The 21,009-nt window shown below is 69.5% G+C and carries 17 protein-coding genes; 11 read left to right on the top strand and 6 right to left on the bottom strand.

Features of this window, described 5'->3' with window-relative positions:
• The first annotated feature begins 66 nt into the window (after positions 1–66).
• Genes ENSA5_RS10410 through ENSA5_RS10395 form a run of 3 tightly spaced genes read left to right on the top strand, consistent with a single transcriptional unit; the run spans position 67 to position 4,638 of the window.
• Complete coding sequence (locus ENSA5_RS10410) at positions 67–1,983, top strand: serine/threonine-protein kinase (RefSeq protein WP_181197607.1); 1,917 nt, start codon at positions 67–69, stop codon at positions 1,981–1,983.
• A gap of 40 nt (positions 1,984–2,023) precedes the next feature.
• A complete protein-coding gene (locus tag ENSA5_RS10405) occupies positions 2,024–2,845 on the top strand; it encodes a tetratricopeptide repeat protein (protein ID WP_106391485.1) in 822 nt (273 codons plus the stop codon).
• 29 nt (positions 2,846–2,874) lie between these two features.
• A complete protein-coding gene (locus ENSA5_RS10395) occupies positions 2,875–4,638 on the top strand; it encodes an ABC transporter substrate-binding protein (protein WP_146155543.1) in 1,764 nt (587 codons plus the stop codon).
• 241 nt (positions 4,639–4,879) lie between these two features.
• On the opposite strand, the gene ENSA5_RS10390 is transcribed toward ENSA5_RS10395, so the two are convergent.
• Complete coding sequence (locus tag ENSA5_RS10390) at positions 4,880–6,586, bottom strand: right-handed parallel beta-helix repeat-containing protein (protein ID WP_181197606.1); 1,707 nt, start codon at positions 6,584–6,586, stop codon at positions 4,880–4,882.
• Positions 6,587–7,476: 890 nt separating this feature from the next.
• Here ENSA5_RS10390 and ENSA5_RS10380 point away from each other — a divergent pair.
• Positions 7,477–8,073 (top strand): right-handed parallel beta-helix repeat-containing protein, encoded by a 597-nt coding sequence (locus tag ENSA5_RS10380; protein ID WP_146155542.1) that lies wholly within the window; start codon positions 7,477–7,479, stop codon positions 8,071–8,073.
• Here the strand turns inward: ENSA5_RS10380 and ENSA5_RS10375 are convergent.
• The 4 genes from ENSA5_RS10375 to ENSA5_RS10360 all read right to left on the bottom strand — a co-directional run bounded on the left by ENSA5_RS10375 (position 8,063) and on the right by ENSA5_RS10360 (position 11,454).
• Positions 8,063–8,542, bottom strand: coding sequence for a hypothetical protein (locus ENSA5_RS10375; protein WP_106391479.1), 480 nt, complete (start codon positions 8,540–8,542; stop codon positions 8,063–8,065). The two genes, ENSA5_RS10380 and ENSA5_RS10375, sit on opposite strands and share 11 nt — an antisense overlap.
• 70 nt (positions 8,543–8,612) lie before the next feature.
• The gene (gene glpX, locus ENSA5_RS10370; RefSeq protein ID WP_106391499.1) at positions 8,613–9,575 is read right to left on the bottom strand and encodes a class II fructose-bisphosphatase; all 963 of its coding nucleotides are present in this window, start codon (positions 9,573–9,575) and stop codon (positions 8,613–8,615) included.
• Positions 9,576–9,610: 35 nt separating this feature from the next.
• On the bottom strand, positions 9,611–10,120 hold the full coding sequence (locus tag ENSA5_RS10365) for an acyl-CoA thioesterase (protein WP_106391478.1): 510 nt from the start codon (positions 10,118–10,120) through the stop codon (positions 9,611–9,613).
• Positions 10,120–11,454 (bottom strand): homoserine dehydrogenase, encoded by a 1,335-nt coding sequence (locus tag ENSA5_RS10360; protein WP_106391477.1) that lies wholly within the window; start codon positions 11,452–11,454, stop codon positions 10,120–10,122. Before ENSA5_RS10360 ends, ENSA5_RS10365 begins: the two co-directional genes overlap by 1 nt.
• A 114-nt stretch (positions 11,455–11,568) precedes the next feature.
• Here ENSA5_RS10360 and eno point away from each other — a divergent pair, with 114 nt between their 5' ends.
• The 3 genes from eno to ENSA5_RS10345 are packed head-to-tail and all read left to right on the top strand — an operon-like array spanning position 11,569 to position 16,158.
• Complete coding sequence (gene eno, locus ENSA5_RS10355; protein WP_106391476.1) at positions 11,569–12,879, top strand: phosphopyruvate hydratase; 1,311 nt, start codon at positions 11,569–11,571, stop codon at positions 12,877–12,879.
• Between the two features lie 34 nt (positions 12,880–12,913).
• The gene (locus ENSA5_RS10350; protein WP_106391475.1) at positions 12,914–14,707 is read left to right on the top strand and encodes a peptidase M16 family protein; all 1,794 of its coding nucleotides are present in this window, start codon (positions 12,914–12,916) and stop codon (positions 14,705–14,707) included.
• Positions 14,704–16,158, top strand: coding sequence for a hypothetical protein (locus tag ENSA5_RS10345; RefSeq protein WP_106391474.1), 1,455 nt, complete (start codon positions 14,704–14,706; stop codon positions 16,156–16,158). The genes ENSA5_RS10350 and ENSA5_RS10345 overlap by 4 nt, the downstream gene beginning before the upstream one ends.
• Here the strand turns inward: ENSA5_RS10345 and ENSA5_RS10340 are convergent.
• The gene (locus tag ENSA5_RS10340; protein ID WP_181197605.1) at positions 16,155–16,628 is read right to left on the bottom strand and encodes a SixA phosphatase family protein; all 474 of its coding nucleotides are present in this window, start codon (positions 16,626–16,628) and stop codon (positions 16,155–16,157) included. The two genes, ENSA5_RS10345 and ENSA5_RS10340, sit on opposite strands and share 4 nt — an antisense overlap.
• Before the next feature lie 345 nt (positions 16,629–16,973).
• Here ENSA5_RS10340 and ENSA5_RS37400 point away from each other — a divergent pair, with 345 nt between their 5' ends.
• From ENSA5_RS37400 to ENSA5_RS10315, 4 genes are all read left to right on the top strand, one after another.
• Positions 16,974–17,597, top strand: coding sequence for a CPBP family intramembrane glutamic endopeptidase (locus tag ENSA5_RS37400; protein WP_181197604.1), 624 nt, complete (start codon positions 16,974–16,976; stop codon positions 17,595–17,597).
• Positions 17,598–17,659: 62 nt separating this feature from the next.
• Positions 17,660–18,727, top strand: coding sequence for a hypothetical protein (locus tag ENSA5_RS10325; RefSeq protein WP_181197603.1), 1,068 nt, complete (start codon positions 17,660–17,662; stop codon positions 18,725–18,727).
• A gap of 56 nt (positions 18,728–18,783) precedes the next feature.
• Entirely contained in the window at positions 18,784–20,448 is a 1,665-nt protein-coding gene (locus tag ENSA5_RS10320) for a SpoIID/LytB domain-containing protein (protein WP_106391470.1), read from the top strand.
• A gap of 74 nt (positions 20,449–20,522) precedes the next feature.
• The gene (locus tag ENSA5_RS10315) at positions 20,523–20,987 is read left to right on the top strand and encodes a ferritin-like domain-containing protein (protein ID WP_106391469.1); all 465 of its coding nucleotides are present in this window, start codon (positions 20,523–20,525) and stop codon (positions 20,985–20,987) included.
• Positions 20,988–21,009 lie beyond the last annotated feature (22 nt).

Here is a 21,009-nt window from a genome sequence, read left to right as displayed (position 1 = left end):
CGAGCCGAGGCCGCGCGCGCGGGCCGTGTCAATCCGATCGGGAGTCAAGCGAGAATTTCGATGGTGATGTCCAGCAGTTTGGAGTTGAACCCCGGTGCCGATCCGCTGATCGGCCAGACGCTCGGTGGCAAGTACACGATTGACGAGCTGATCGGGCGCGGCGGCATGGGGCACGTGTACTCCGCGACCTCGACCGAAGGCGGCGCCACGCGCGATCTGGTCGTGAAGATGATCGCCCCGCCCCTGGCGCAGCAGCCCCAGGCCATGGCCCGCTTCGAGCGCGAGGCCAAGCGCCTCGACGGCCTGCGCCACTCCAACATCGTCGAGATGTACGACTACGGCCGCGAGGGCGGCCGGGCCTACATCGTGATGGAGTTCGTCGACGGCGAGCTCCTCAGCGACTTCATGGCCCGCAAGGGTCGCCTGACCCTGGCCGAGTTCGTGCCGATCGCCGCGCAGATCCTCAAGGGGGTCGGCCACGCGCACTCGCGCGACCTCATGGTCCGCGACATCAAGCCCGCCAACGTGATGCTGTGCGAGCGCAAGGGCCGGGCCAACTTCGTCAAGATCATCGACTTCGGCCTCGCCAAGATGCTCGAGGGCGACGAAGACATCACCAAGCAGCACTTCATCGGGACCTCGGGCTACCTCTCGCCCGAGCAGATCAAGGGCCTCGAGATCGATCTGCGCGTCGACGTCTACGCCCTCGGCGTCCTCTTCTATCAGATGCTGTCGGGCCGCATGCCCTTCGAGGCCGAGAACGACACGACGCTGCTCTACAAGCACGTCCACGAGTTCCCGACCCCGCTGTCGGAGGTCCTGCCCGACGACCACGAGGTCCCCGACGAGCTCGTCCATCTGCTCCACGACTGCCTCGAGAAGGACCCCGATCAGCGCCCGCGCGACGCCAACGAGATCGTCGAGAAGCTGATCGACTGCGTCCCGATGGCGATGTTCAAGCTCCCGGCCGTGACCGAGGCCGCCGAGGAGACCGCGATCTCGGCGCTCGCGACCGCGGCGCTCAACGCCCCGACCGGCGAGACCGCTGCGTACATGAAGGTCGAGGACGCCAGCGCCAGCGTCAGCGCCAGCGCCCAGGGGGCCGCGCTCTCGCGCAGCGGGCCCCAGGTCGCGATCAGCCCGAGCCAGTCCTTCCCTGCCGAGCCCGAGCAAGCCAAGCCCAAGCTCGGCCTCATGATCGGGGGCGGCGCTGCGCTCGTGGCTGTGCTCGGCATCGGCGCGTTCTTCTTGTTCGGCGGTGACAAGGACGAGCCCGAGGTGGCGGTCGCCGGGACCGACAACCACGCCGAGCTCGAGGCCGCCGTCGCGGCGGCCAGCGAGCTCGTCGCGAGCGGGGACTTCGACGGCGCCGACACCAAGCTCGATCTCGTCCGCGGCCAGCTCGCCGACGCGCCTGCGCTCGCGGGGACCGTCGGGCGCCTCGACAAACAGATCGAGGTCGGTCGTCGGATGGCCACGGCCAAGAAGCTCGATGACGAGGGCAGGACCGGCGCCGCGATCTCGGCCTACGAGGCGGTGCTCGAGGTCGACGCGTCCAACGCCGAGGCCCGCACGCGCATCGCCGAGCTGCAGGCCTCGGTCGAGCGCGGCAACGGCCTGATCGAGATCAGCTCCGAGCCCGCCGCCGATCTGATGATCGACGGGTCTCCGGCCGGCAACACGCCCTACGGCAAGGCCCTGCCCCTCGGCAAGCACACCCTCGTGCTCAGCGCCAAGGGCTACGAGTCGCGCGAGCTCGAGATCGACGTCAAGGCCGGCGACAACAACCCGATCGACATCCGGCTCACGCCGCTCGAGCAAGAAGACGAGGCGCCCAAGCCGGTGACCAAGAAGAAGCCTGCGGCCCAGCCGGTCGAGGCCGAGCCCGAGCCCGAGCCCGAGCCGAAGCCCGAGAAGGACAACCCCTTCTTGCCGACCAAGAAGAAAAAACAAAACGGGCCGTTCCTGCCCACGGAGAAGTGACCCTGTGACCTCGCTGCTGTCTGCGCTTTCCTCCATCACCTTGTCCCTCTCGCTCGCGCTCGGCTCGACCGTCGCGCTCGCGGCTCCACCCGAGGAGCCAGCCTCCGATGAAGCGCCCGCCGACACCGGCGCGAGCGACGAAGAAAAAGACGAGGCCGAGTCGCTCAGCGAGCAGGCCATCGTCAAGTTCAGCGCCAAGGACTACGACGGCGCCGTCGAGCTGTTCCAGAAGGCCTACGACACCGACCCGCAGCCGAACTACTTGTTCAACATCGGCCGGGTCCACGAGGAGGCCGGCAAGCTCGAGAAGGCCGTCGAGTTCTACGCGACCTTCGTCAAGCAGCCCGGCGTCGACATCGACTCGCGCGAGGTCGCGCTCGACCGCCTCAAGGTCCTGCGCGCGATCCTGCAGGAGACCGAGGTCAAGGAGCCCGAGAAGGGGCCCGAGGACGAGGAGCCCGAGGACGAGGCGCCCGAGAATACGAGCCCGGTTCCGCCCCCGGACCCGGTCGACCAGGACGCCGAGCGCAAGGGCAAGATCATGCGCGGCGCGGGCTTTGGCCTGCTCGGCGTCGGCGCGGGCGTGCTGATCGGCGGCGCCGTGGTCGGGGCCCTCGCCCAGAGCGACAACGGCAAGGCCGGCGACGCCGCGGACCCGGCCGCGGGCCAGGAGCTGTTGTCGAGCTCCCAGTCCAAGGCGGTGACCGCCGACGTCCTGCTCGGCGTCGGTGGGGCGCTGCTGCTGACTGGCGTGGTCTTGGTCGCCCTCGGCTACCGCGCGAAGGCCAAGACCGAGCGCGTCGCGCTCGCGCCGAGCTTCGGGCCCCACGGGGGCGGCGTCGGCGTGCACCTCCGATTCTGAGCTTATCTGTTTCTCGCATGAGGCATGACATGACCGACTCCAACACTCGCTTTATCCGTCCGTCCTGGGGTCTGCGCCTGGGCACGCTGGCCCTCGCCGGATTCGGCTCGATGCTCGTCGGCAACGGCTGCTCGGCGATCCTGAGCTTCAACCAGTGCGAAGTCGACGCGGACTGCGACAACTTCGCGGGCAACTGGATGTGCGAAGACAACAAGTGCGTCGAGGATTCGACCGCGAGCGAGACCGAGACCGGCGACGGTGACGGGGACACGGGCGACACGGGCGACACCGGCGACACGACCGGCGACGGCGACGGCGACGGCGACGGCGACGGCGACGGCGACGGCGCTTGCACGAGCCACACCCAGTGCATCGCGGACAACGGCAACAACGAGAACTTCATCTGCAGCTGCACCGGCGAGTGCATCAACGCCCTGACCCCCGAGTGCCAGAAGGTCGTGTGGCCCAACGACACGCCTCAGGACGACGTCGTGTTCATCGGCTCGGTCATGCCGACCTCGCCGCCCTTCGACACCCTGGTCCTGCCGATCCAAAACTCGCTCGAGCTCGCGCTCGAAGACTTCAACCAGGAGTCGGAGCTGCCCAGCGGCGAGAAGATCGCCTGGGTCGGGTGCGACTCGGTCGCCGGCTCGGAGGCCGTGGCCACCGCCCAGCACCTCGTCGACAACGTCTGCGTGCCCGCGATCGTCGGTCCGGTGTTCTCGGAGGCCGTGATCGCCGTGGCCGACAACGTCACGGTCCCAGCTGGGGTGTTCACGATCACCCCGACCGGCACGGCCAAGACGATCACCGATCTCGTCGACGACGACCTGGTCTGGCGCCCGATCGCGAGCGACATCTACCAGGCCAACGCGATCGCCGACCGCCTCGAGGCCATCGCCGAACCCGGCGACAACATCGTCGTGCTCAACAAGAACGACGACTACGGCAACCTCCTGGCTCAGGACATCGTGTTCAACGCCGAGGGCGCCAACATCACCGACGTGATCCCCTACGACCTCCAGCTGGATCCGAATGATCCGATCGCCAACGTCGCGGACCACATCACCAACACCTTGTTCACCGACGGCGGCAACCCGCCCGAGATCATCGTGCTGGCCGGGACCAGCGAGGTCCAGGCCTTCATCCTCGGCTACCTTCAGGTCGTCGCGAGCATGCAGCCGATGCCCTTCCCGCGCTTCGTGCTCTCGCACGGGGCCGTCCCGTCGATGGTCGACATCATGAAGCACCCGCTCGTGATCGATGACGACGCGACCCAGGGCCTGCTCTACTCGATCCTCGAGGGCGTCGCCCCGGTCATCTTCGACGAGGTCAACTACACCGCCTTCAACGTCCGCTACATGATCAAGTACGGCGAGGAGAACAAGATCACGACCTCCTCGCTGGCCTACGACTCGGCCATGGTGGCCCTGTTCGCCGCCTCGGCGATCCCCGCTGGCGAGCCGATCACCGGGACCAACATCGCCGCGCAGGTCGGCAAGCTCGTCGACAAGGACGGCGGCCAGGCGATCAACTGCTTCGGCGAGCAGATCGACCTCGGGTTCATCGGTGAGGCCGTCAACCAGCTCCAGGTCGGCAACACGATCGATCTCAAGTGCGTCTCGGGCGAGCTCGACTTCGACCTCGCAACGGGTGATGTGCGGACAAACTACATCGGCTGGGAGCCGCAGCCGGTCAACATGGACCTCGACACGCCCGTGCTCGTGCCGCAGCGCATGTACGCCCTCGACCCCGAGCCCGCCATCACGGGGACGTGGATGGATATTCCTTAGACCCCCCTGGAGACCTTGGACTCTGCCACGCACGGCCGCTGCGCGGCCGGTCGCTCCTCGCTGCGCTCGTCGCTCGGTGGGCCGGTATGGGGTTCGCAGCGTGGGTGCGTGGCCCCCTAGAAGGGGGCGGTGTGCTGTGGGCGGGCCTCGGCGCGCGAGGGCTCGCCCCCATTTTGTTGTCACTCGCCGGGCCTGAAACGCACGGTACAGCGACAAGGTCACCTGAAGTGACCGCGGCTGCTCAGTTCCCGAAGGTCAACTTGGGGCAAGCCTCGGGCGCGTCGTCGGTGATGTTCCAGTCTTCGATCGACCCGCCCTTGTCGAAGGGGAAGTTCGCGAACCAACTCACCTCGAGGGTGGTGAACCAGTCCGTGTTCTCCGTGCGCGGGAAGACCCCGGGCGTGTCCTCGGCGAAGTTGCTCCCCCCCCAGGCGCAGTTGCCCTGGAAGGTGTTGTTGTCGCTGTCATCGACGATCTCGACCAAGATGATGCTGGGGTCGGGCACGACCTCGTCACCGTCGATCGCCCCGGCCGCGATGATGTTCTCGATCACCTCGTTGTTGTCGGCGAAGTGCTGGAACTTGATCACGTGCTTCCCGCCGTTCGCGGCGGACTTGGGATCGTTGAAGAACACGTTTTGTTGGATCAGGTTGTATGCCGAGCCCAGGTTGGGGTTGACCCCCTCCGGGTCCGTCTTCCCCGACTCCTGCCACAAGGTGATCCCGTGGGCGCCCATGAAGGCCATGACGTTGCCGAGAAACACCGAGTTGCGAACACCGGTGAGGTTGGGCCCGACCGTGAGGCCGGCGTGGAAGTAGTTCCCCTCGATCCAATAGAACTCGGAGATCCCCTTGCCTTCGAAGTCGTTGAAAGCGTTGCCGTCGCAGACGGCGTCGGTGTCGAGGTCGTCTTGGCAGGTCGTGATCGGATCGGAGTTGATCTGCAGGTCGGAGCTCTCGTTGTTCCACAGCTCGTTGCCGCGTACGATCACGAAGTCGCCGCCGTTGGACAGGTAGATGCCGTGCCCGTCGCAGTCCCCGCCGTTGTAGGCGAGGTTGCCCTCGACCACGAGCCACGAGGCCTCGCCGGTGAACAAGGGATCCGCGCAGGAGTCGTGGGCGTCGTTGTCGAGCATGGCGATGCCGAGCACGTGGTTGGTGGTGGTCACCTGCCCGACCGCGCGCACGCCGTAGCGGCCGCCCGAGAGCTCAAAGCCCTCCACCGCGATGTAGGCCGCGCGCTCGAGGTTGAAACAACTCGACGTGTGGTTGTTGCCCCCCTCGTGGCATTCGAGGCTGGACAGACGCTCGTCGTTGGGACCACGCGCCCCCGAGAACACGATCGGGTCATCGTAGGTGCCGCTCTCGGATGACGAGAGTTGAATGTTGACGTCCTCGTAGGTGCCGGCCGCGAAGTGGACGTGGTCGCCCGGCTGCACGGTGGTCGGGATGTCGTCGATCGAACCGGGCGAGTCCTCGCTGCTCTGATCGAGGGGCGTGTCCCCCGTGGGGCTGACGTAGAGATCGCGCGTCGGAACCCAGTCCGGATCGGTGTAGTAGCGGTTGAACTGCTCGCGCATCTCGTCCTCGATCTCCTCCGGGGAGAACGAGTCGCCGTGGGTGAAGTGGAAGCTGTCGTGGCGCGAGGGCATGTAGATGCCCCCACGCTTCACCACCGGGCTATCGAGGTCCGGGCCGTCGCCGTCCCCGTCTCCGTCTCCGTCGCCGTCGCCGTCGCCGTCGCCGTCCCCATCTCCATCTCCGTCCCCATCTCCGTCCCCATCTCCGGTCCCGTCTCCATCCCCGGTCCCGTCTCCATCTCCATCTCCATCTCCATCTGCGTCGGTCGTCCCGCTGGTGTCCATGTCCTCGGCCGAGCCGTCGTCCGAACAGGCGGCCACGAACATGGCCAGGCTCGTGATGATGGAAAGATTGATAGCAGTGCGCATGTCCTGAGCGTTCCGGATATCCGGGCGCTTGCAAAGGTCGTTTCAGAGCAGCCCATCTTCGCTCGATTTTATGCAAACTCACGGCTTGGGCCTCAACAGCGGGCCGCCAGGGGTGCGAGTGTGGCCTCGCGCACGCCTTGGCGCGACCGAGCCCAACGGCCCTCGCCGCGCCCCACGAACCATGCTTGGGCGCAGGCATCGATCGCGCGGTACTCGATTCGCTTCGCTCGTTACCCAGGTGTGAATCCGGCAATTGCGCGCTCCTGCTTCGCTCATCTTCCAAGCTCGGAGTCTCGGCGAGCTCGCGCTCGAGTCGGGGACGGCCAAGGCCCAGGTCCTGGTCTCGCTCTCGGGCAACCGGCGGCCGCGCGAGCTAGCAGCCCGGGGTGCAATGCATCGTGTCGCCTCGCGCCGGAATTTTTGCCGAGGGCGCGAAGCCAAAACGCCGCTGTACCGGGCGTACTGCAAGTTTTGGCGACAAAGCCATCGGCGAAAAGGCCAAGCGAGGCGGCGCGAGGCATTGCACCCCGGGCTGCTAGCGACACAATCGCTCGAGCGCCAGCGATCGCGGCTGGGTAAGATGAGGCGCAGGGCCCCGGCCGTGACCGAGACGAAGGCACCCAGTGCAGTCATTCGGGTCTGGCCGGCGTCGAAATCATGGGAGGCGCAGCGACAGCCTATTACGGTTCAGTGAGTGTGAATTAGCTCTCTCCAAATATGGCGTTGCGCGCTTTTGGCCGGCGCTGGTTGCGCGCAATGTCGCTTGATGAAGTCGCTCTCGCTCTCGCTCCCGTTGGTCGCAGTCCCACTTTTGCTTTTGTTTGGGGCAGGGGAGGCCTCGGCCGAGGGTCCGCCACGACTCGCGCAGAGTCTTCCTCTATTCGCACCTGGTGTTCCGAGACTTCTCCAACGCCGGGTTCTTCGTGGATCGGATCTTCGGGCTCGACAACGGCCTGTTCTACCACGTCGACTTCGTCAACAGCGGCACCGGGTTTGAGCAATACGCCGACCCAGAAGACGACCCCTCCGGCCCCAACAGCGGGTACGTCGACAAGACAACCTTTTATAATTGTCAGTTCGTCAACAATGGGTATGGCGCGGAGCTGCGGGCTTCTCGCGCGGACAACCTCAACTCGTTTACGAACTGCCTGTTCGAGAACAACACCGAAGGCGCGATCTATGCCCAAAGCAATAACGACCTCCAGCTGGTCAACAGCGATGTGATCAACAACGGGGGAGCCCCAACGGCTCAGGGGGTGCGGGATGTCATTAGCACCTACTTCCGGGCAGACGAGTTGGGCGAGTCCTTCATCGCTAGCAGCCCGGGGTGCAATGCATCGTGTCGCCTCGCGCCGGAATTTTCGCCGAGGGCGCGAAGCCAAAACGCCGCTGTACCGGGCGTACTGCAAGTTTTGGCGACAAAGCCCTCGGCGAAGAGGCCAAGCGAGGCGGCGCGAGGCATTGCACCCCGGGCTGCTAGCCCGTGAGCTCGAGGGTCGGCGCCTCGTAGCGACCGGGCGCGAGCCCGCAAGGCGGCGGGATCCGGGCGTCCCACATGCGACGCAGGGCGAGCTCGATCGCCGCGTCGATCGAGTTGACGACCTCGAGGCCGCGGCCGTTGCTCATGCGGTGGGCCGCGGACACGACCCAGCGCAGCGCCGGATCACCGAGGACCACGACGCTGCTCAGCGTGACCTCGGCGCCCAGATCGTCACGGGCGTGCTCGATCAGCCGCTTGCATGCGGCTGGCGCCGGGAGCGTCGTGAACCGGAGATCGACGATGTGGACGAGCTGCTGCTCGGCAGCCAGGGCCGCCGCGGCGTTCGTGTCGGACCACCTGAAGTAGCGATCGATGAGCTCGCACGAGGCCTGCCCGTACCAGGTCGAGATGAGCGCCGGGTCGTATCGGGTGTCGAGGGCGACTTCACAGCCCTCATGGCCAATCCACTGGATCATCGCTACCCAGCAAAATATGCGAACCGCGCATCCCGGACAACGACCACTGTCGTGGGTCCGGTAGCCAGTTTTAGTCATCCACCGGGAGGTGGTCGAGCAGGGTCGAGGTCTCGAACCGTCGGATCGTCCCGGTGTCGCTGCGCAGGGCCAGGCTGCTGACGAGGGTCCGGCCGGCGACCCGGCGGATCCCGGCCAACATCGGGCCGTCGGTCACGCCCGAGGCGACGAAGAAGCACGGGCCCCGGACCAGATCCTCGTGGCGCAGGAGGCGATCGGGTTCGCGCATGCCCATCGCGATGGCTCGCTGGCGCTCGCCGTCGTTGCGAAAGGCCAGCCGACCCTCGAACACGCCGCCGAGGCAGCGCAGGGCCGCGGCCGAGAGCACGCCCTCGGGCGCGCCGCCCTTGCCGATGAACATGTCGATGCCGCTGCCCGGGAGACCGGTGGCCACGCTGGGGTTGACGTCGCCGTCGGTGATCAGCCGGACGCTCGCTCCGACCGCCCGCATCTGCGCGATCAGGGCGTCGTGGCGCGGGCGCTCGAGCACGACCACGACCATCTCGTCGGGGCGCTTGCCCTTGGCCTCGGCGAGGTCGCAGACGTTCTCGGCCGCGCTCTTGTCGAGGCTGACCACGCCGACGCCCGCGGGCCCGGCCGCGAGCTTCTCCATGTAGGTGTCGGGCGCGTTGAGCAGGTTGCCGCGCGGGGCCACGGCCAGGACCGCGAGCGCGCCGGGCTTGCCGCTGGCGCACAAGTTGGTGCCCTCGAGCGGGTCGACGGCGATGTCGACCTCGGGGAACGAGGGGTCGCGGGGTCCGACCTTCTCGCCGATGTAGAGCATCGGCGCCTCGTCGCGCTCGCCCTCGCCGATCACGATCGTCCCGCGCGCGGGGACCTTGTCGAAGGCCCGGCGCATGGCCTCGACGGCGAGGGAGTCGGCGGCCTCTTTTTGGCCCGCGCCGATCAGGCGCGAGCAGGCGATGGCCGCGGCCTCGGTCACGCGGACGTACTCGAGGAGCAGCTTGCGGTCCATCTTTTGCGCTCCGCTTTGGTTCGGCTCTGCTTCGTTCACGTGGCCTCCTGCCCCTCGGTCGAGTCGCCCCGCGCGTCGAGGTAGTAGCGCTCGAGTATGTCATGGACCGACTCGGGCAGGCGGGTCGCGCGGTGCTCCTGCATGTCGAGGCAGCCGTGAAATGTCTGCGCGCGCAAAACCACGAGGGGCTCGGGGCCGTCGAAGTCGCGGCGGTCGCCGGGCTGCACGCTGACGCGGTAGACGAAGTGAAGGCGCGCGAAGCTCAGCTTGGCGAGGCCGACCTCGACCGTGATGATGTCGTCGTACTCGGCCGGGCGCAGGTAGGTGACGGCGAGGTCGATGACCGGCAGCCCGACGCCCATGCGCTCGAGGTCGGAGTAGGCGAAGCCGAGGCCGCGGATGAACTCGACGCGGGCGTGCTCGAGGTAGCGCAGGTAGGTGCCGTGATAGACGATCCCCATCCGATCGGTGTCGGCGTAGATCACCCGGATCTGGGCCGCGCGGCGCAGCGGGACCTCGGGCTCGGCGACGAGGCGACGGGCCATCAGCGCGGCCCTCCGTCAACAGCTTGGGCGGGCGCTTCGGACTCGAGGATTCGGAACCGGTGGCTGGGCATGAGCGAGAGATCGAAGGTGTCGAGCTCGGCGAGCGCGGCGCGGACCTTGGCCTCGGCCGTGCGCTCGGTCAGGATGACCATGTCGATCGGCTCGCCGGCGCCGGGGGTGTCTTGGTTCATGCGCTTGATGCTGACGCCGTGGCGCCCGAGGCAGCTCGCGACCTTGCCGAGCACGCCGGGCACGTTGGGCACGTGGACGCACAGGTAGTTCTCGCACTCGAGCTCGTCGAGGGGCGCCGGCTCGAGCGCCCGGACCTCCCGAAAGGCCCCGGGCGGCGGCCCGCCCTCGGAGAAGCCGACGATGTCGCGGCAGACCTCGATGATGTCGGACACGACGGCCACGCCGGTCGGCATCATGCCCGCGCCCTTGCCGTAGTACATCGACTGCCCGAGCGCGCGCGAGCTGACCTCGACCGCGTTGTAGGACCCGTGGACGCCGGCGAGGATGTGATCTCGGGGCACGAAGGTGGGGTGGACCCTCAGGCGCGGGCGCCCGTCCCCGAACTCGCCGATGGCGAGCGACTTGATCACGTAGCCGAGCTCGGCCGCCATGCGGATGTCGAAGGGGCGCACGCGGGTGATGCCGTCGGTGTGGATCTGGTCGGGATCCACGCGCACGCCGACGCAGACCAGCGTCAGCAGGGCGAGCTTGTGGGCTGCGTCACCCCCTTCGACGTCGAGGGTCGGATCGGCCTCGGCGAAGCCCGCCGCCTGCGCCGCGGCGAGCGCCTGCTCGTAGCTGGCGCCGGTCCGCGACATCGCGTCGAGGATGTAGTTGGAGGTCCCGTTGACGATCCCGATGACCCGATCGATGCGGTCGCTGGCCAGGCCCTCGCGCAGCGCTCGGAGGACCGGGATGCCCCCGGCGACCGAGCCCTCGAAGTAGATGCTGAGGCCCCGGGCCGCGGCGGCCGCGAACAGCTCTTCGCCGCGCTCGGCGAGCAGGGCCTTGTTGGCCGTGACCACGTGCTTGCCGGCCTCGAGCGCGCGCAGGACATAGGTCCGGGCCGGCTCGATCCCGCCGATCAGCTCGACGACGACGCGGACGTCGGGATCCTCGAGGATGTCGTCGGGATCGAGGGTCAAGAGCGCGGGATCGACCTCGAGCTCGCGGGCCTTGGCGAGATCGCGGACGAGCACCCGCCCGATGACCGGCTCGGCGGCGATCCGATCCTGAATCGCGGCGCCGTTCTCTGCGAGGATGCGCAGCACACCCTGACCGACGTTGCCGAGGCCGAGCATGCCGATGTGGATGCTGCGCACGGGCGCGGACCGTAGCCGGGTGCCCATTGGACGTCAAACAGGGGCCAAACTCCGAGGGCTGGGCCGGCGATGTGCCAGCGTCGGCCCGCTGCGCTACCCTGCGCAGAGCCGCCCATGAGCACCATCGTCTCCGTTCACGCTCGCGAGATCCTCGACAGCCGAGGCAACCCCACGATCGAGGTCGAGGTCTCGACCGAGTTCGGCAACTCCGGTCGCGCCGCGGTTCCCTCGGGAGCCAGCACCGGTGAGCACGAAGCCCACGAGCTGCGTGACGGCGACGCCGAGCGCTACCGCGGCAAGGGCGTGACCCAGGCCGTGGCCAACGTCAACGACGCGCTCGCGTCGGTGATCGAGGGGCTCGAGGTCGCCGACCAGGGCCAGATCGATCGAGTGTTGCGCGAGCTCGACGGCACGCCCAACAAGGCCCGGCTCGGCGCCAACGCGATCCTCGGCGTGTCCCTGGCCTGCGCCCGCGCGGCCGCCGAGGACGTCGGCCTGCCGCTGTTTCGCTACCTCGGCGGGGCCCACTGTCGGACGCTGCCGGTCCCGCTGATGAACGTGATCAACGGGGGCGCCCACGCCGACAACAACCTCGACTTCCAGGAGACCATGCTCGTGCCCTTCGGCTTCGATCGCTTCAGCGACGCGCTCCGGGCCGGGGTCGAGATCTTCCATACGCTCAAGCGCCAGCTCGAGGCCTCCGGAAAGGTCACGGCCGTCGGCGACGAGGGCGGGTTCGCGCCGAACCTGGCCAGCAACGCCGAGGCGCTCGAGACCCTGATGGGCGCGATCCGTGCGGCCGGCTACGAGCCCGGCGTCCAGATCGGCCTCGCGCTCGACGTCGCGGCCAGCGAGTTCTACGACGCCGACAAGCAAAAATACGTGCTCGCGGGTGAGGGCGGCCGCGAGCTGTCCTCGGGCGAGCTGGTCGAGCTCTACGCCGAGCTCGTCGACAAGTACCCGCTGGTCTCGATCGAGGACGGCATGGACGAGAACGACTGGGCCGGCTGGGCGCAGCTGACCAAGCGCCTCGGCGCGAGCACGCAGCTCGTCGGCGACGACCTGTTCGTGACCAACCCGACCCGGCTCCAGCGCGGCATCGACGAGGGCGTCGCCAACGCGCTGCTCGTCAAGGTCAACCAGATCGGCACGCTCAGCGAGACCCTCGAGGCCATGCGCCTGGCCCATCGCAACAGCTACGCCTGCGTGGTCTCGCACCGCAGCGGCGAGACCGGCGACACCTTCATCGCGGACCTCGCCGTCGCGACCGAGGCCGGGCAGATCAAGACCGGGAGCGCGTCACGCTCGGACCGGACCGAGAAGTACAATCAGCTCCTGCGCCTCGAGGAGCTCCTCGGCCCCGACGCCGAGTACCGCGGTCGGTCAATCTTCACCGCTCGGGCAGCTCCGGCCGCCGACCGCTGAACCCCGCCACCCCACGACCGCCCCCGCGACCGGTATGAGCCTGCGCATCCTCGCCTACGTGCTGAGCCCCTTTTTGGGCGTGGGCCTGGGCCCGGCGACCGGCGCGGACTCGGGGGGGGCCGAGCTCGGCGAGGTGGCCCCGGTCGACGCCCAACTCGACGCGCACCCCGACGCGGGCGAGGCGACGGGCGAGGCGAGCGACACGATCGACGCCGACCCAGATGAGGGGTCAGCCGACGACGCGGGTGACGACGAGGACGAGGACGAGGCCGAGGGCCCGGCCCAGGTCGTCGACGTGGTCTTGCCTTGCGGGGTGCGGGTCATCACCGCCAAGGACGCGAGCTTGCCCGTCGCCGCGGTCGTGCTCGCCGTCGAGGTCGGCACCCGCGACGACCCCGACAAGCTCCCGGGCCTCGTCCACGCCCTCGCCTACCAGCTCCAGCAGGGCAACCGCGAGCTCGCGCCCGGCGAGGCGATCGCGACCGCCCACGACGTCGGCGGGCTCGCGGCGATGGCCGTCGGGGCGGCCCAGGTGAGGTTCGAGTCGCTGGTCCCGATCTCCCAGCTCGACGCGCAGCTGCGGGTCGAGGCCCTGCGCCTGCGCGCGCCCAACGTCGGCCGCGAGCTGTGGCTCAAGTCGCTCAGCTACGCGCGCAACGACGACCGGGTGAAGACCCTGGTCCCGCGCGAGGCGGCCGCGATCGCGTGGCAGGACGAGGGCATGAAGCACGACGGGCGCGTGGTCGGGCAGGGGCTGGCCGACATGCTCGATCAGGCCGTCGGGGCTCAGCTCGCCCGGCTCTACGACTACCGCGTCGCGACCCTGGTCGTCGTCGGGCCCGACGAGCCGCAGGCGCTGCTCGAGCGGGTCGAGCCGCTGTTCGCCGATCTCTCGGCGCGGCCGCGCAAGCTGATCGCGGCCGCGACAACCCCCAAGGCGCCCGCCGCGGCGCCCCGGGTCGCAAAGCTCCCGCGGCAAAAGGGCGACAGCATGGTCTGGGCCGTGCCCGGCAACCCGGCCGCGCGCGCCTGGGCGCAGGTCCTGTGCGGGACCCTCAACCGCCAGCAGCGGGTCGAGCCGGAGCCACCCAGGGCGCGGGTTCGCTGCACCTACGCCGACGACCCCCGCCGCCCGATGCTGGTCCTGCGCGCGATCGGCTTCGATCCCGCCCTCGGCCCCGAGCCGCTGATCGCCGGGCGCCTCGCTCGGGTCGCGGCGGTCGGGCTCACGCCGGATGTCGAGCCCGATCTCGCCGCGCTCGTCGAGGCCCAGCGCGCGCGGATCGAGACCGACATCGGCTTTGATCTGCGCACGCCGCTGGAGCTCGCCAGCTATCTTGCGAGCGCGTCCGAGCGCCGCACGCCCGCGACCGCGGGCCTGGCCCTGCGCGCGCGCGACGAGCTCCTCGGTCTGCCCTTGCTGCCAGCCGACGAGCTCACCGACGGGCTCTCCGAGGGGGTGGGCGAGGAGTCGGGCGACGAGCTCAACGATGCGCTGGGCGACCCGCCGGGCGCGGAGCCTGGCGACGCGACAGCCGAGGGGCCCGAAGACGCCGGGGCGCAGCCGGGCGACGACTCGAGTGGAGCGCCACCCGACGCGAGCTCGGGCAGGGCCGCCGCGAGCTTGGCGGCGGCGATCCCCGGGCTGCTCGACACCCGCCGCGCCGTGCTCTTGCTCGACCCCGAACAGGACGCCCCGCCTCCTTTGCATCCTCCGGCCGCGACCGAGCCGACGACCGAGCCGACGACCCCGGCCAACCCGGAGTCGCAGCCCGCGAGCGCGCCCCAGCCCGCGGACGCGCCAGCGCCGAGCGGAGGCGAAAAGTGAGCGCGGGGGCGCGCGCACGGGCGGCCCTGATCGCGACCGTGGCCCTGGTCGGCGGGCTCGCGGGCGGCTGTCGGTGCAGCAAGGAGACCCTGGCTCCGGTCGTGTTCGAGGACGCCAGCGACCGCGAGCCGATCGATCCCAACAGCGTGCTCGCGCCGCCGTGGGAGCCGCCGAAGGTCGCCCAGCTCGACAACGGCGCGGTGCTCCACTGGCTGCGCGAGGCCGACAACCCGGCGTTTCACGTCCGCGTGCTGCTGCCGACCTCGGTCGACGCCGACAAGCTCAGCGCGGCCACGACCGCGGCGGTGCTCGAGGCGATCGAGCTGCGCCTGCGCGCGCGCGTGCGCCGGATCCCCGACGCGACCCTCGATCTGCGCAGCCGCCCGGGTCGGGTCGAGATCGCGGTCCACGGTCGCGACGCCGACGCCGACGCGCTGCTCGCCGCGCTCGCGGCGACCCTGGCCGATGCTGGCAACGCCAAGCTGCTCGCGGTCGCCCAGGGCAAGGTCCTCGCGCGCCACCGCGAGGGTGGGCCCTCGGCCCTCGCCGCGGCCGGGCTCGCGAGCGAGCTGCTCGACCACCCGCTGGTCCACGAGTACGCCTCGAAGCAAGACCTCGTCGCGCTCGGCAAGAAGGGGCTCGAGAAGGGCTGGTCGCTGCTCACCGATCCCCGCGACGCCGTGGTCCTGGTCCACTCGGGCCGCGACCCCGAGGACGAGTCGATGACCGAGGCCGTCGCCCGGCTCGGGGCCCGCTGGAAGGCGCCGATCGGCTTCGGCTCGGGCAAGGCCGCCGTCACCGCTCGGCTGCGCACGGAGCCCCCGAAGCGGCGCCGCGACACCTTCTTGCTGACCGAGCAGCAGGGGGCGAGCCTGCGGGTCTACGCGGGCAAGCCCGAGCGCGGCAACCGGGCCGTGGTCATGCTCGGGCGTTTGATCCCGACCGCGACGATCGAGGAGCGGACCCTCGCGCGAATCAGCCAGCGCCTGCTGCAAGAGGAGCTCGACGTGCGCCTGCTGGTCGCCGGCCCCGTGAGCCTGTTGGCGATCAAGGTCCGGGTCTCGCCGACCGACCCGGTCCGCAGCCTCGAGCGGATCATCGAGCGCATGCAGCTGTTCATTGCGACCCCGCAGCCGCGCGATCGGATCGATCAGGCCGCCAACGTGTGGCTGGGGGCGCGGATGGTCGAGGCCAGCTTGTCGGGTGAGGACTGGACCTCGCTGTGGAGCGAGTCGATCGACCTGGCCGGCCAAGATCGCGAGATCTTCGTCGCGCTCGCCCGCGACGCCGAGGCCATGCTCGCGCTCGAGCCCGAGCAGGTTCAGGAGTACATGGCGACCTGGTTCAACCCGCAGGCGGGCGAGCCCGGCTGGGTCTGGGTCGCGGCCGGGGTCGACGACAATTTTCGCACCAAGCTCGGGGTCGCGCTCGATCTGGTCGAGGACGACTAATCGACGAAGCGGCCCTGCCAGCGCCACTTCAGCGCGGCCCGGGTTGGCGACAGCCCGCGGATCTCGAAGCGAAAGGCTGCACCCGTGGCGAACCCACCCACGTGGCTATCGAGCAGGGCGCTCGCGGCCGCGGCCATGTAGGGCATGTGCCCGACCACGAGCAGGTCGGCGTCGGCGGGCAGCTCGGCGAGGGCGTTGAACAGCGAGGGCGGGCGGCTGTCGGGGAACAGATCGTCGCGAGCCTCGATGACGCCGCCAAAGTCCAGCGCGGCCACGATCAGCTCGGCGGTCTGCACGGCCCGGACCAGCGGGCTCGACCACGCGTGGCTCGGGGCGACCGCGCGGGACGCCAGCGCCTGGCCCGTCGCCGAGGCCTCGGCGCGGCCTTCGATGGACAGGCAGCGACCGATGTCCCGGAGGTCGTTGGTCGAGGACTCCGCGTCGCCATGTCGAACGAGGGTCAGCAGCATCGGCGGGTCGAGCATACACGCTTCGCCCGCGGCCGCGCCGGTCGAAGGTGGCCCCACTCGGTCGAGAAAATTCTCCAGGACCTCGCGAACCGGAGCGATCGAACGATCGAGCGAGCGAGCGAGCGAACGAACGAACGATCGAACGATCGAGCGAACGAACGAGCGATCAGCGTGCTGTCACAGCGCGCCCAGGCCGAGCCCGGGGACGTCGAGGTCGTCGAGGGCGAGGTAGCGGTTCCGGCGCCAGGTTGGGCTGTGCTGCGCGCTCGCCCACCCCGGGCTGAAAAACGGGGTCGACGTCAACGCGCTGGTCGCTCGCCGAGCGCCTCGCTACTCTCTGGCGGCGTGGCGCTCGTTCAGCACAGCTCGCCGAGGCCCTCGCCGGCCCGCGCCCAGGTCGTCACCAGCTTCTACCTGGTCCTCGCGCTCGCGGGCTTCTTGTGGCACGCGGTCAGCGAGGAGAACAACGACTGCTGGCGCGAGCCCGGGGTCACCCACGCCGAGCTGCTGTGGACGCCGCTGGTCGGGATCGGGCTGGGACTCGCGGTCGTCGCCGCGTTTCGTGTGTTCGAGCGCCGTTGGTTGTGGCTGCCGATGCTCCACCGTGAGTTCCGCGGGATCCTCGGGCGCCCGTCGTGGACCGAGCTGCTGCTGTTGGCCGCGGCGAGCTCGATCGGCGAGGAGATTTTCTTTCGCGGGGCGATGCTCGACGCCTGGGGCCCGTGGCTGAGCAGCCTCGTGTTCGCGCTGCTCCACGTCCCGCCGCGCCGCGAGCTGTGGCCGTGGACCGTGTCGGCCGGGTTGCTGGGCCTGTGCCTGGCCGGGCTGACCCTGTGGACGGGCAACCTCGGTCCCGCGGTCGCGGCTCACTTCGTCATCAACATGATCAACCTCGCGTACATTACCCGGCGAGCTCCGGCGATCGCGGTGCGTGGCCGCATCCAGCCCCGCCGGACGGGCGCCGGCTGAATTCAAACTGGTCGCTGCTCGAGAGGTTTATGTTGGCGGTGTTCGCGGCTAGCATGCCTCCCATGCGACTTGGACTTGGGCTTGGGCTTGGGCTTGGCATGAGCGCGCTGATCTTCTCGACGGCGTGCTTCGAAGACGTCAAAGACGACGTCGGTGGCGCTGACGGCAGCGGGACGACGAGCGGAGACGGCGACTCCGGCGACGGCGACAGCGGAGACGGGGACGGTGATCCCGGCGACGGCGACGGCGACGGCGACACGGCCAACGACGACAGCGACATGTGCGAACCCGGCGACATCTGCGTCGACGATGCGATCGCGGGCTGGGACGGACCGCTGGTGATCTTCAGCGGCCCCGTCGACGTGACCCCGCCAGCGTGTCAGGGCGGCGTCCCGGTCAAGGTCGCGGAGCTGTTCACCGAGCTCGAGATGGGCCAGTCGCCGCAGACCTGCGCGTGTGAGTGCGGGGGCGTCAACTCGGCCACCTGCGGCGCCGTGACCCTGCGTCAGAGCAAGCAGCAGGCGTGCTTCACGACGGCGGATACGTGGATGGTCGGACCCGACGACTGCGCGGACCTCGGCGGCGCTCAGGGCGAGGCCTACTACGCGGTCAACGAGCCCGATCTGCTCGAGCTGTCGTGTGACGCCTCGTACGCGCAGGAGCTCGTGCCCGCCGCCCACGGCGTGCAGATCCTGGCCTGCTCGACCGACGGGGGCGCGCAGCAGTGCGGAGCCAACGGTGTGTGCATGCCGCCTGCGGACGCGCCCTTCGACGGTCGCGTGTGCATCGCTGCAGAGGGCGACGTGCAGTGCCCGGGCGGCAGCTACAGTGATCGCTACGTCTACTACACGGGCCTCGACGATGGCCGCAGCTGCGGCGCGTGTGCCTGCGACAAGCCGCCCAACGCCACGTGCAGCGGTGACGTGCGCTTGATGGGGCAAGGCTGTGGCATCCAGGGCTTCTTGCTGGGCTCGGTCGAGGTCGGCGGGTGCAGTGCCAGCGTCAGCAACGTCGGATATGCGGATTTTGCGCCAGCTTCGCCCGACGATCAGGTCGGCTGCATTCCGTCGGGTGGCGGGGTCGATGGCGAGGTCGAGGAGCTCGGCGCCACGACCTTCTGCTGCCAGTGAGCCCCGCGCTTCGTCAGTTTTTTGGCTCGCGGGGTCGCGGATGCCACACCCGGACCATGGCCGGGACTACGCGCCGACGCTTCTTGCAGTCGCTGTGCGGCGGGCTCGTCGTTGCCGGGGCCTCGAGCCTGGCGCCGCGGATCGTTCGGGGCTCGGACATGAGCCTCGGCGACCGCATCGACCTGCTCTACAGCAACCAGTTCAACTTCGACGACCTCGGCCGGCCGCGGATCACCGTGGGCGTGATGCAGGGCCAGCGCGAGGTCCAGCTCTCGGCTCGCGGGGGGCTGTCTGCGCTGCCCTCGGGCGACGGCGGCACGGCGATCTTCGGCGGCGGGCGCTGGCGCATGCGGGTCGCCGACGCGGTCCCGTCCAAGCAGTCGTTTCGCATCGTCCTCGACGCGGTCCCGGCGACCGAGCTGCGTGAGATCGACCGTCAGGCCAAGGTCTGGAAGGGCAGGGGCTACGATGTCGCCGAGGCCGAGGTCGGCGCCCTGTTCGGGGTCGCGGGCAAGGTCCTCGACACCCGGCGGGTCTTGCTGACTACCGATCTGTTCTCGTCGGAGCGCGAGGCCGAGGCCCACGCGCGCGAGCTCGCCGAGCGCCACGGCATCCTCCCGCGCCTCCACCCCGAGGTCGAGCGTCGCTCGACCGGTCGGATCCTGGCCGAAGATCTCGACTCGGGCGTCACCGTCGAGGCCGAGGGCGTGCTGTGGTTCGCGCCCAAGACCGCCGGGAAGATGACCGTCCACGACGTCGTGAGCGAGGCTGGCGGGAGCTACCAAGATCGGGCCTACCGCGGGCAGATCTACGTGGCGATCGATCGCAAGGGCAAGCTCGCGGTCGTCAACCTCGTCGGCGAGGCCGAGCTGCTCGCGGGCCTGGTCCCGGCCGAGATTTATGCTTCGGCGCCGAGCGAGGCGCTCAAGGCCCAGGCCGTGGCCGCGCGCGGCCAGCTCGTCGCCAAGGTCGGCAGCCGCCACCTCGACGATCCCTTCGTGCTGTGCGCCCACCAGCACTGCCAGGTCTACGCCGGGGCCGGCAGCGAGCACCCCCGGACCAACGCCGCCGTCGAGCGGACGATCGGCCGCGTGCTCATGCGCCCGAACGAGACCCAGCTCGTCGACACGGTCTACTCGGCCAATTGCGGCGGCCACACCGAGCACAACGAGCAGGTCTGGGTCAGCCCCGCCGACCCGCAGCTGCGCGGGACCGCCGACCCCAAGCTCGGCGATAAATTCGCCAAGGGCATCAGCGCCGCCAACATCGACGAGTGGCTGGCGACGAGCCCCGACAGCTACAGCAAGCCGCGCTCGTCGACGATGGCCTCGGCCTACCGCTGGTCCGTGTCCCTCGACCCCGCGGCGGTCGCGGGCAACCCCGAGGTCCCGCGCAGCTTCGGAAAGCTCGAGGGGATCGAGATCCACGCGCGCGGTCGCAGCGGACGCGCGACGCATGTCAGCCTCCACGGCGCGCGCGAGACCGTCGAGATCCACGGTGAGCTGCGGATCCGCAGGGCGCTCGGCGGGCTCAAGTCCTCGATGTTCGTGGTCGCCAAGCGCCGCGATGAATTCGGCCGCTTCGTGATCCACGGCGGCGGTCACGGCCACGGCGTCGGGCTGTGCCAGCACGGCGCGATGGGCATGGCGGCCGCGGGCAAGAGCTACGGGCCGATCTTGAACCACTACTACCGGGACTCGAAGCTGATCCGGCTGTGGTGAAGGCTGCTGCCGATCCGCAAAGTCTGCCGGCCCGCTCAGCTATCGGCCGTCGTGCGCGGCGCTACCTTGCGTCCATGAACGAAGCGACGCGCGAGGCGCTCGACGCGGCCCTCGACGACGAATACAAGGCCCGCGCCACCTACCGGGCTGTCCTCGACCGCTTCGGCGAGGTCCGCCCCTTCGTGAACATCATCGAGGCCGAGGGACGGCACATCGAGGCCCTGCTGAGGGTCTACAGCCGCCACGGCCTCGAGCCACCCGCCGATCGTTGGGCCGACCACGTCGAGGCCCCGGCGACCCTGGAGGCCGCGTGTCGAGAGGGGGTCGAGGCCGAGCGCGAGAACGACGCGCTGTATGCCCGTCTGATCGAGAAGGTCGACGAGCCGCGCATCCGAGAGCTCATGTCGAGGCTGCGAGAAGCCTCCCGAGAACGGCACCTCCCGGCCTTCGAGCGCTGCCTCGCGCGCGGCGGGCGAGGGCAGGGCGGCGGACACGGCCGACACGGCCGACGCGGCCCGACAGGCGAGTGTTCGGGCTGAGCGCAGCGGGCTTGGCGGCCCC

Source organism: Enhygromyxa salina (assembly GCF_002994615.1).
Classification (GTDB): Bacteria; Myxococcota_A; Polyangia; order Nannocystales; family Nannocystaceae; genus Plesiocystis; species Plesiocystis salina_A.
The sequence above is the reverse complement of the archived record's forward strand: the minus strand, read 5'-3'. Positions and strand labels throughout refer to the sequence as shown.

Bases quoted from the DNA above. Each gene is read 5' to 3' on its own strand.
- ENSA5_RS10365 (WP_106391478.1), bottom strand. From the start codon at position 10,120: ATGGCCCGTCGCCTCGTCGCCGAGCCCGAGGTCCCGCTGCGCCGCGCG.
- glpX (WP_106391499.1), bottom strand. From the start codon at position 9,575: ATGGACCGCAAGCTGCTCCTCGAGTACGTCCGCGTGACCGAGGCCGCG.
- ENSA5_RS10325 (WP_181197603.1), top strand. From the start codon at position 17,660: ATGCGACTTGGACTTGGGCTTGGGCTTGGGCTTGGCATGAGCGCGCTG.
- ENSA5_RS10395 (WP_146155543.1), top strand. From the start codon at position 2,875: ATGACCGACTCCAACACTCGCTTTATCCGTCCGTCCTGGGGTCTGCGC.
- ENSA5_RS10320 (WP_106391470.1), top strand. From the start codon at position 18,784: ATGGCCGGGACTACGCGCCGACGCTTCTTGCAGTCGCTGTGCGGCGGG.
- ENSA5_RS10340 (WP_181197605.1), bottom strand. From the start codon at position 16,628: ATGCTGCTGACCCTCGTTCGACATGGCGACGCGGAGTCCTCGACCAAC.
- ENSA5_RS10390 (WP_181197606.1), bottom strand. From the start codon at position 6,586: ATGCGCACTGCTATCAATCTTTCCATCATCACGAGCCTGGCCATGTTC.
- ENSA5_RS10350 (WP_106391475.1), top strand. From the start codon at position 12,914: ATGAGCCTGCGCATCCTCGCCTACGTGCTGAGCCCCTTTTTGGGCGTG.
- ENSA5_RS10315 (WP_106391469.1), top strand. From the start codon at position 20,523: ATGAACGAAGCGACGCGCGAGGCGCTCGACGCGGCCCTCGACGACGAA.
- ENSA5_RS10375 (WP_106391479.1), bottom strand. From the start codon at position 8,542: ATGATCCAGTGGATTGGCCATGAGGGCTGTGAAGTCGCCCTCGACACC.
- eno (WP_106391476.1), top strand. From the start codon at position 11,569: ATGAGCACCATCGTCTCCGTTCACGCTCGCGAGATCCTCGACAGCCGA.
- ENSA5_RS10410 (WP_181197607.1), top strand. From the start codon at position 67: ATGTCCAGCAGTTTGGAGTTGAACCCCGGTGCCGATCCGCTGATCGGC.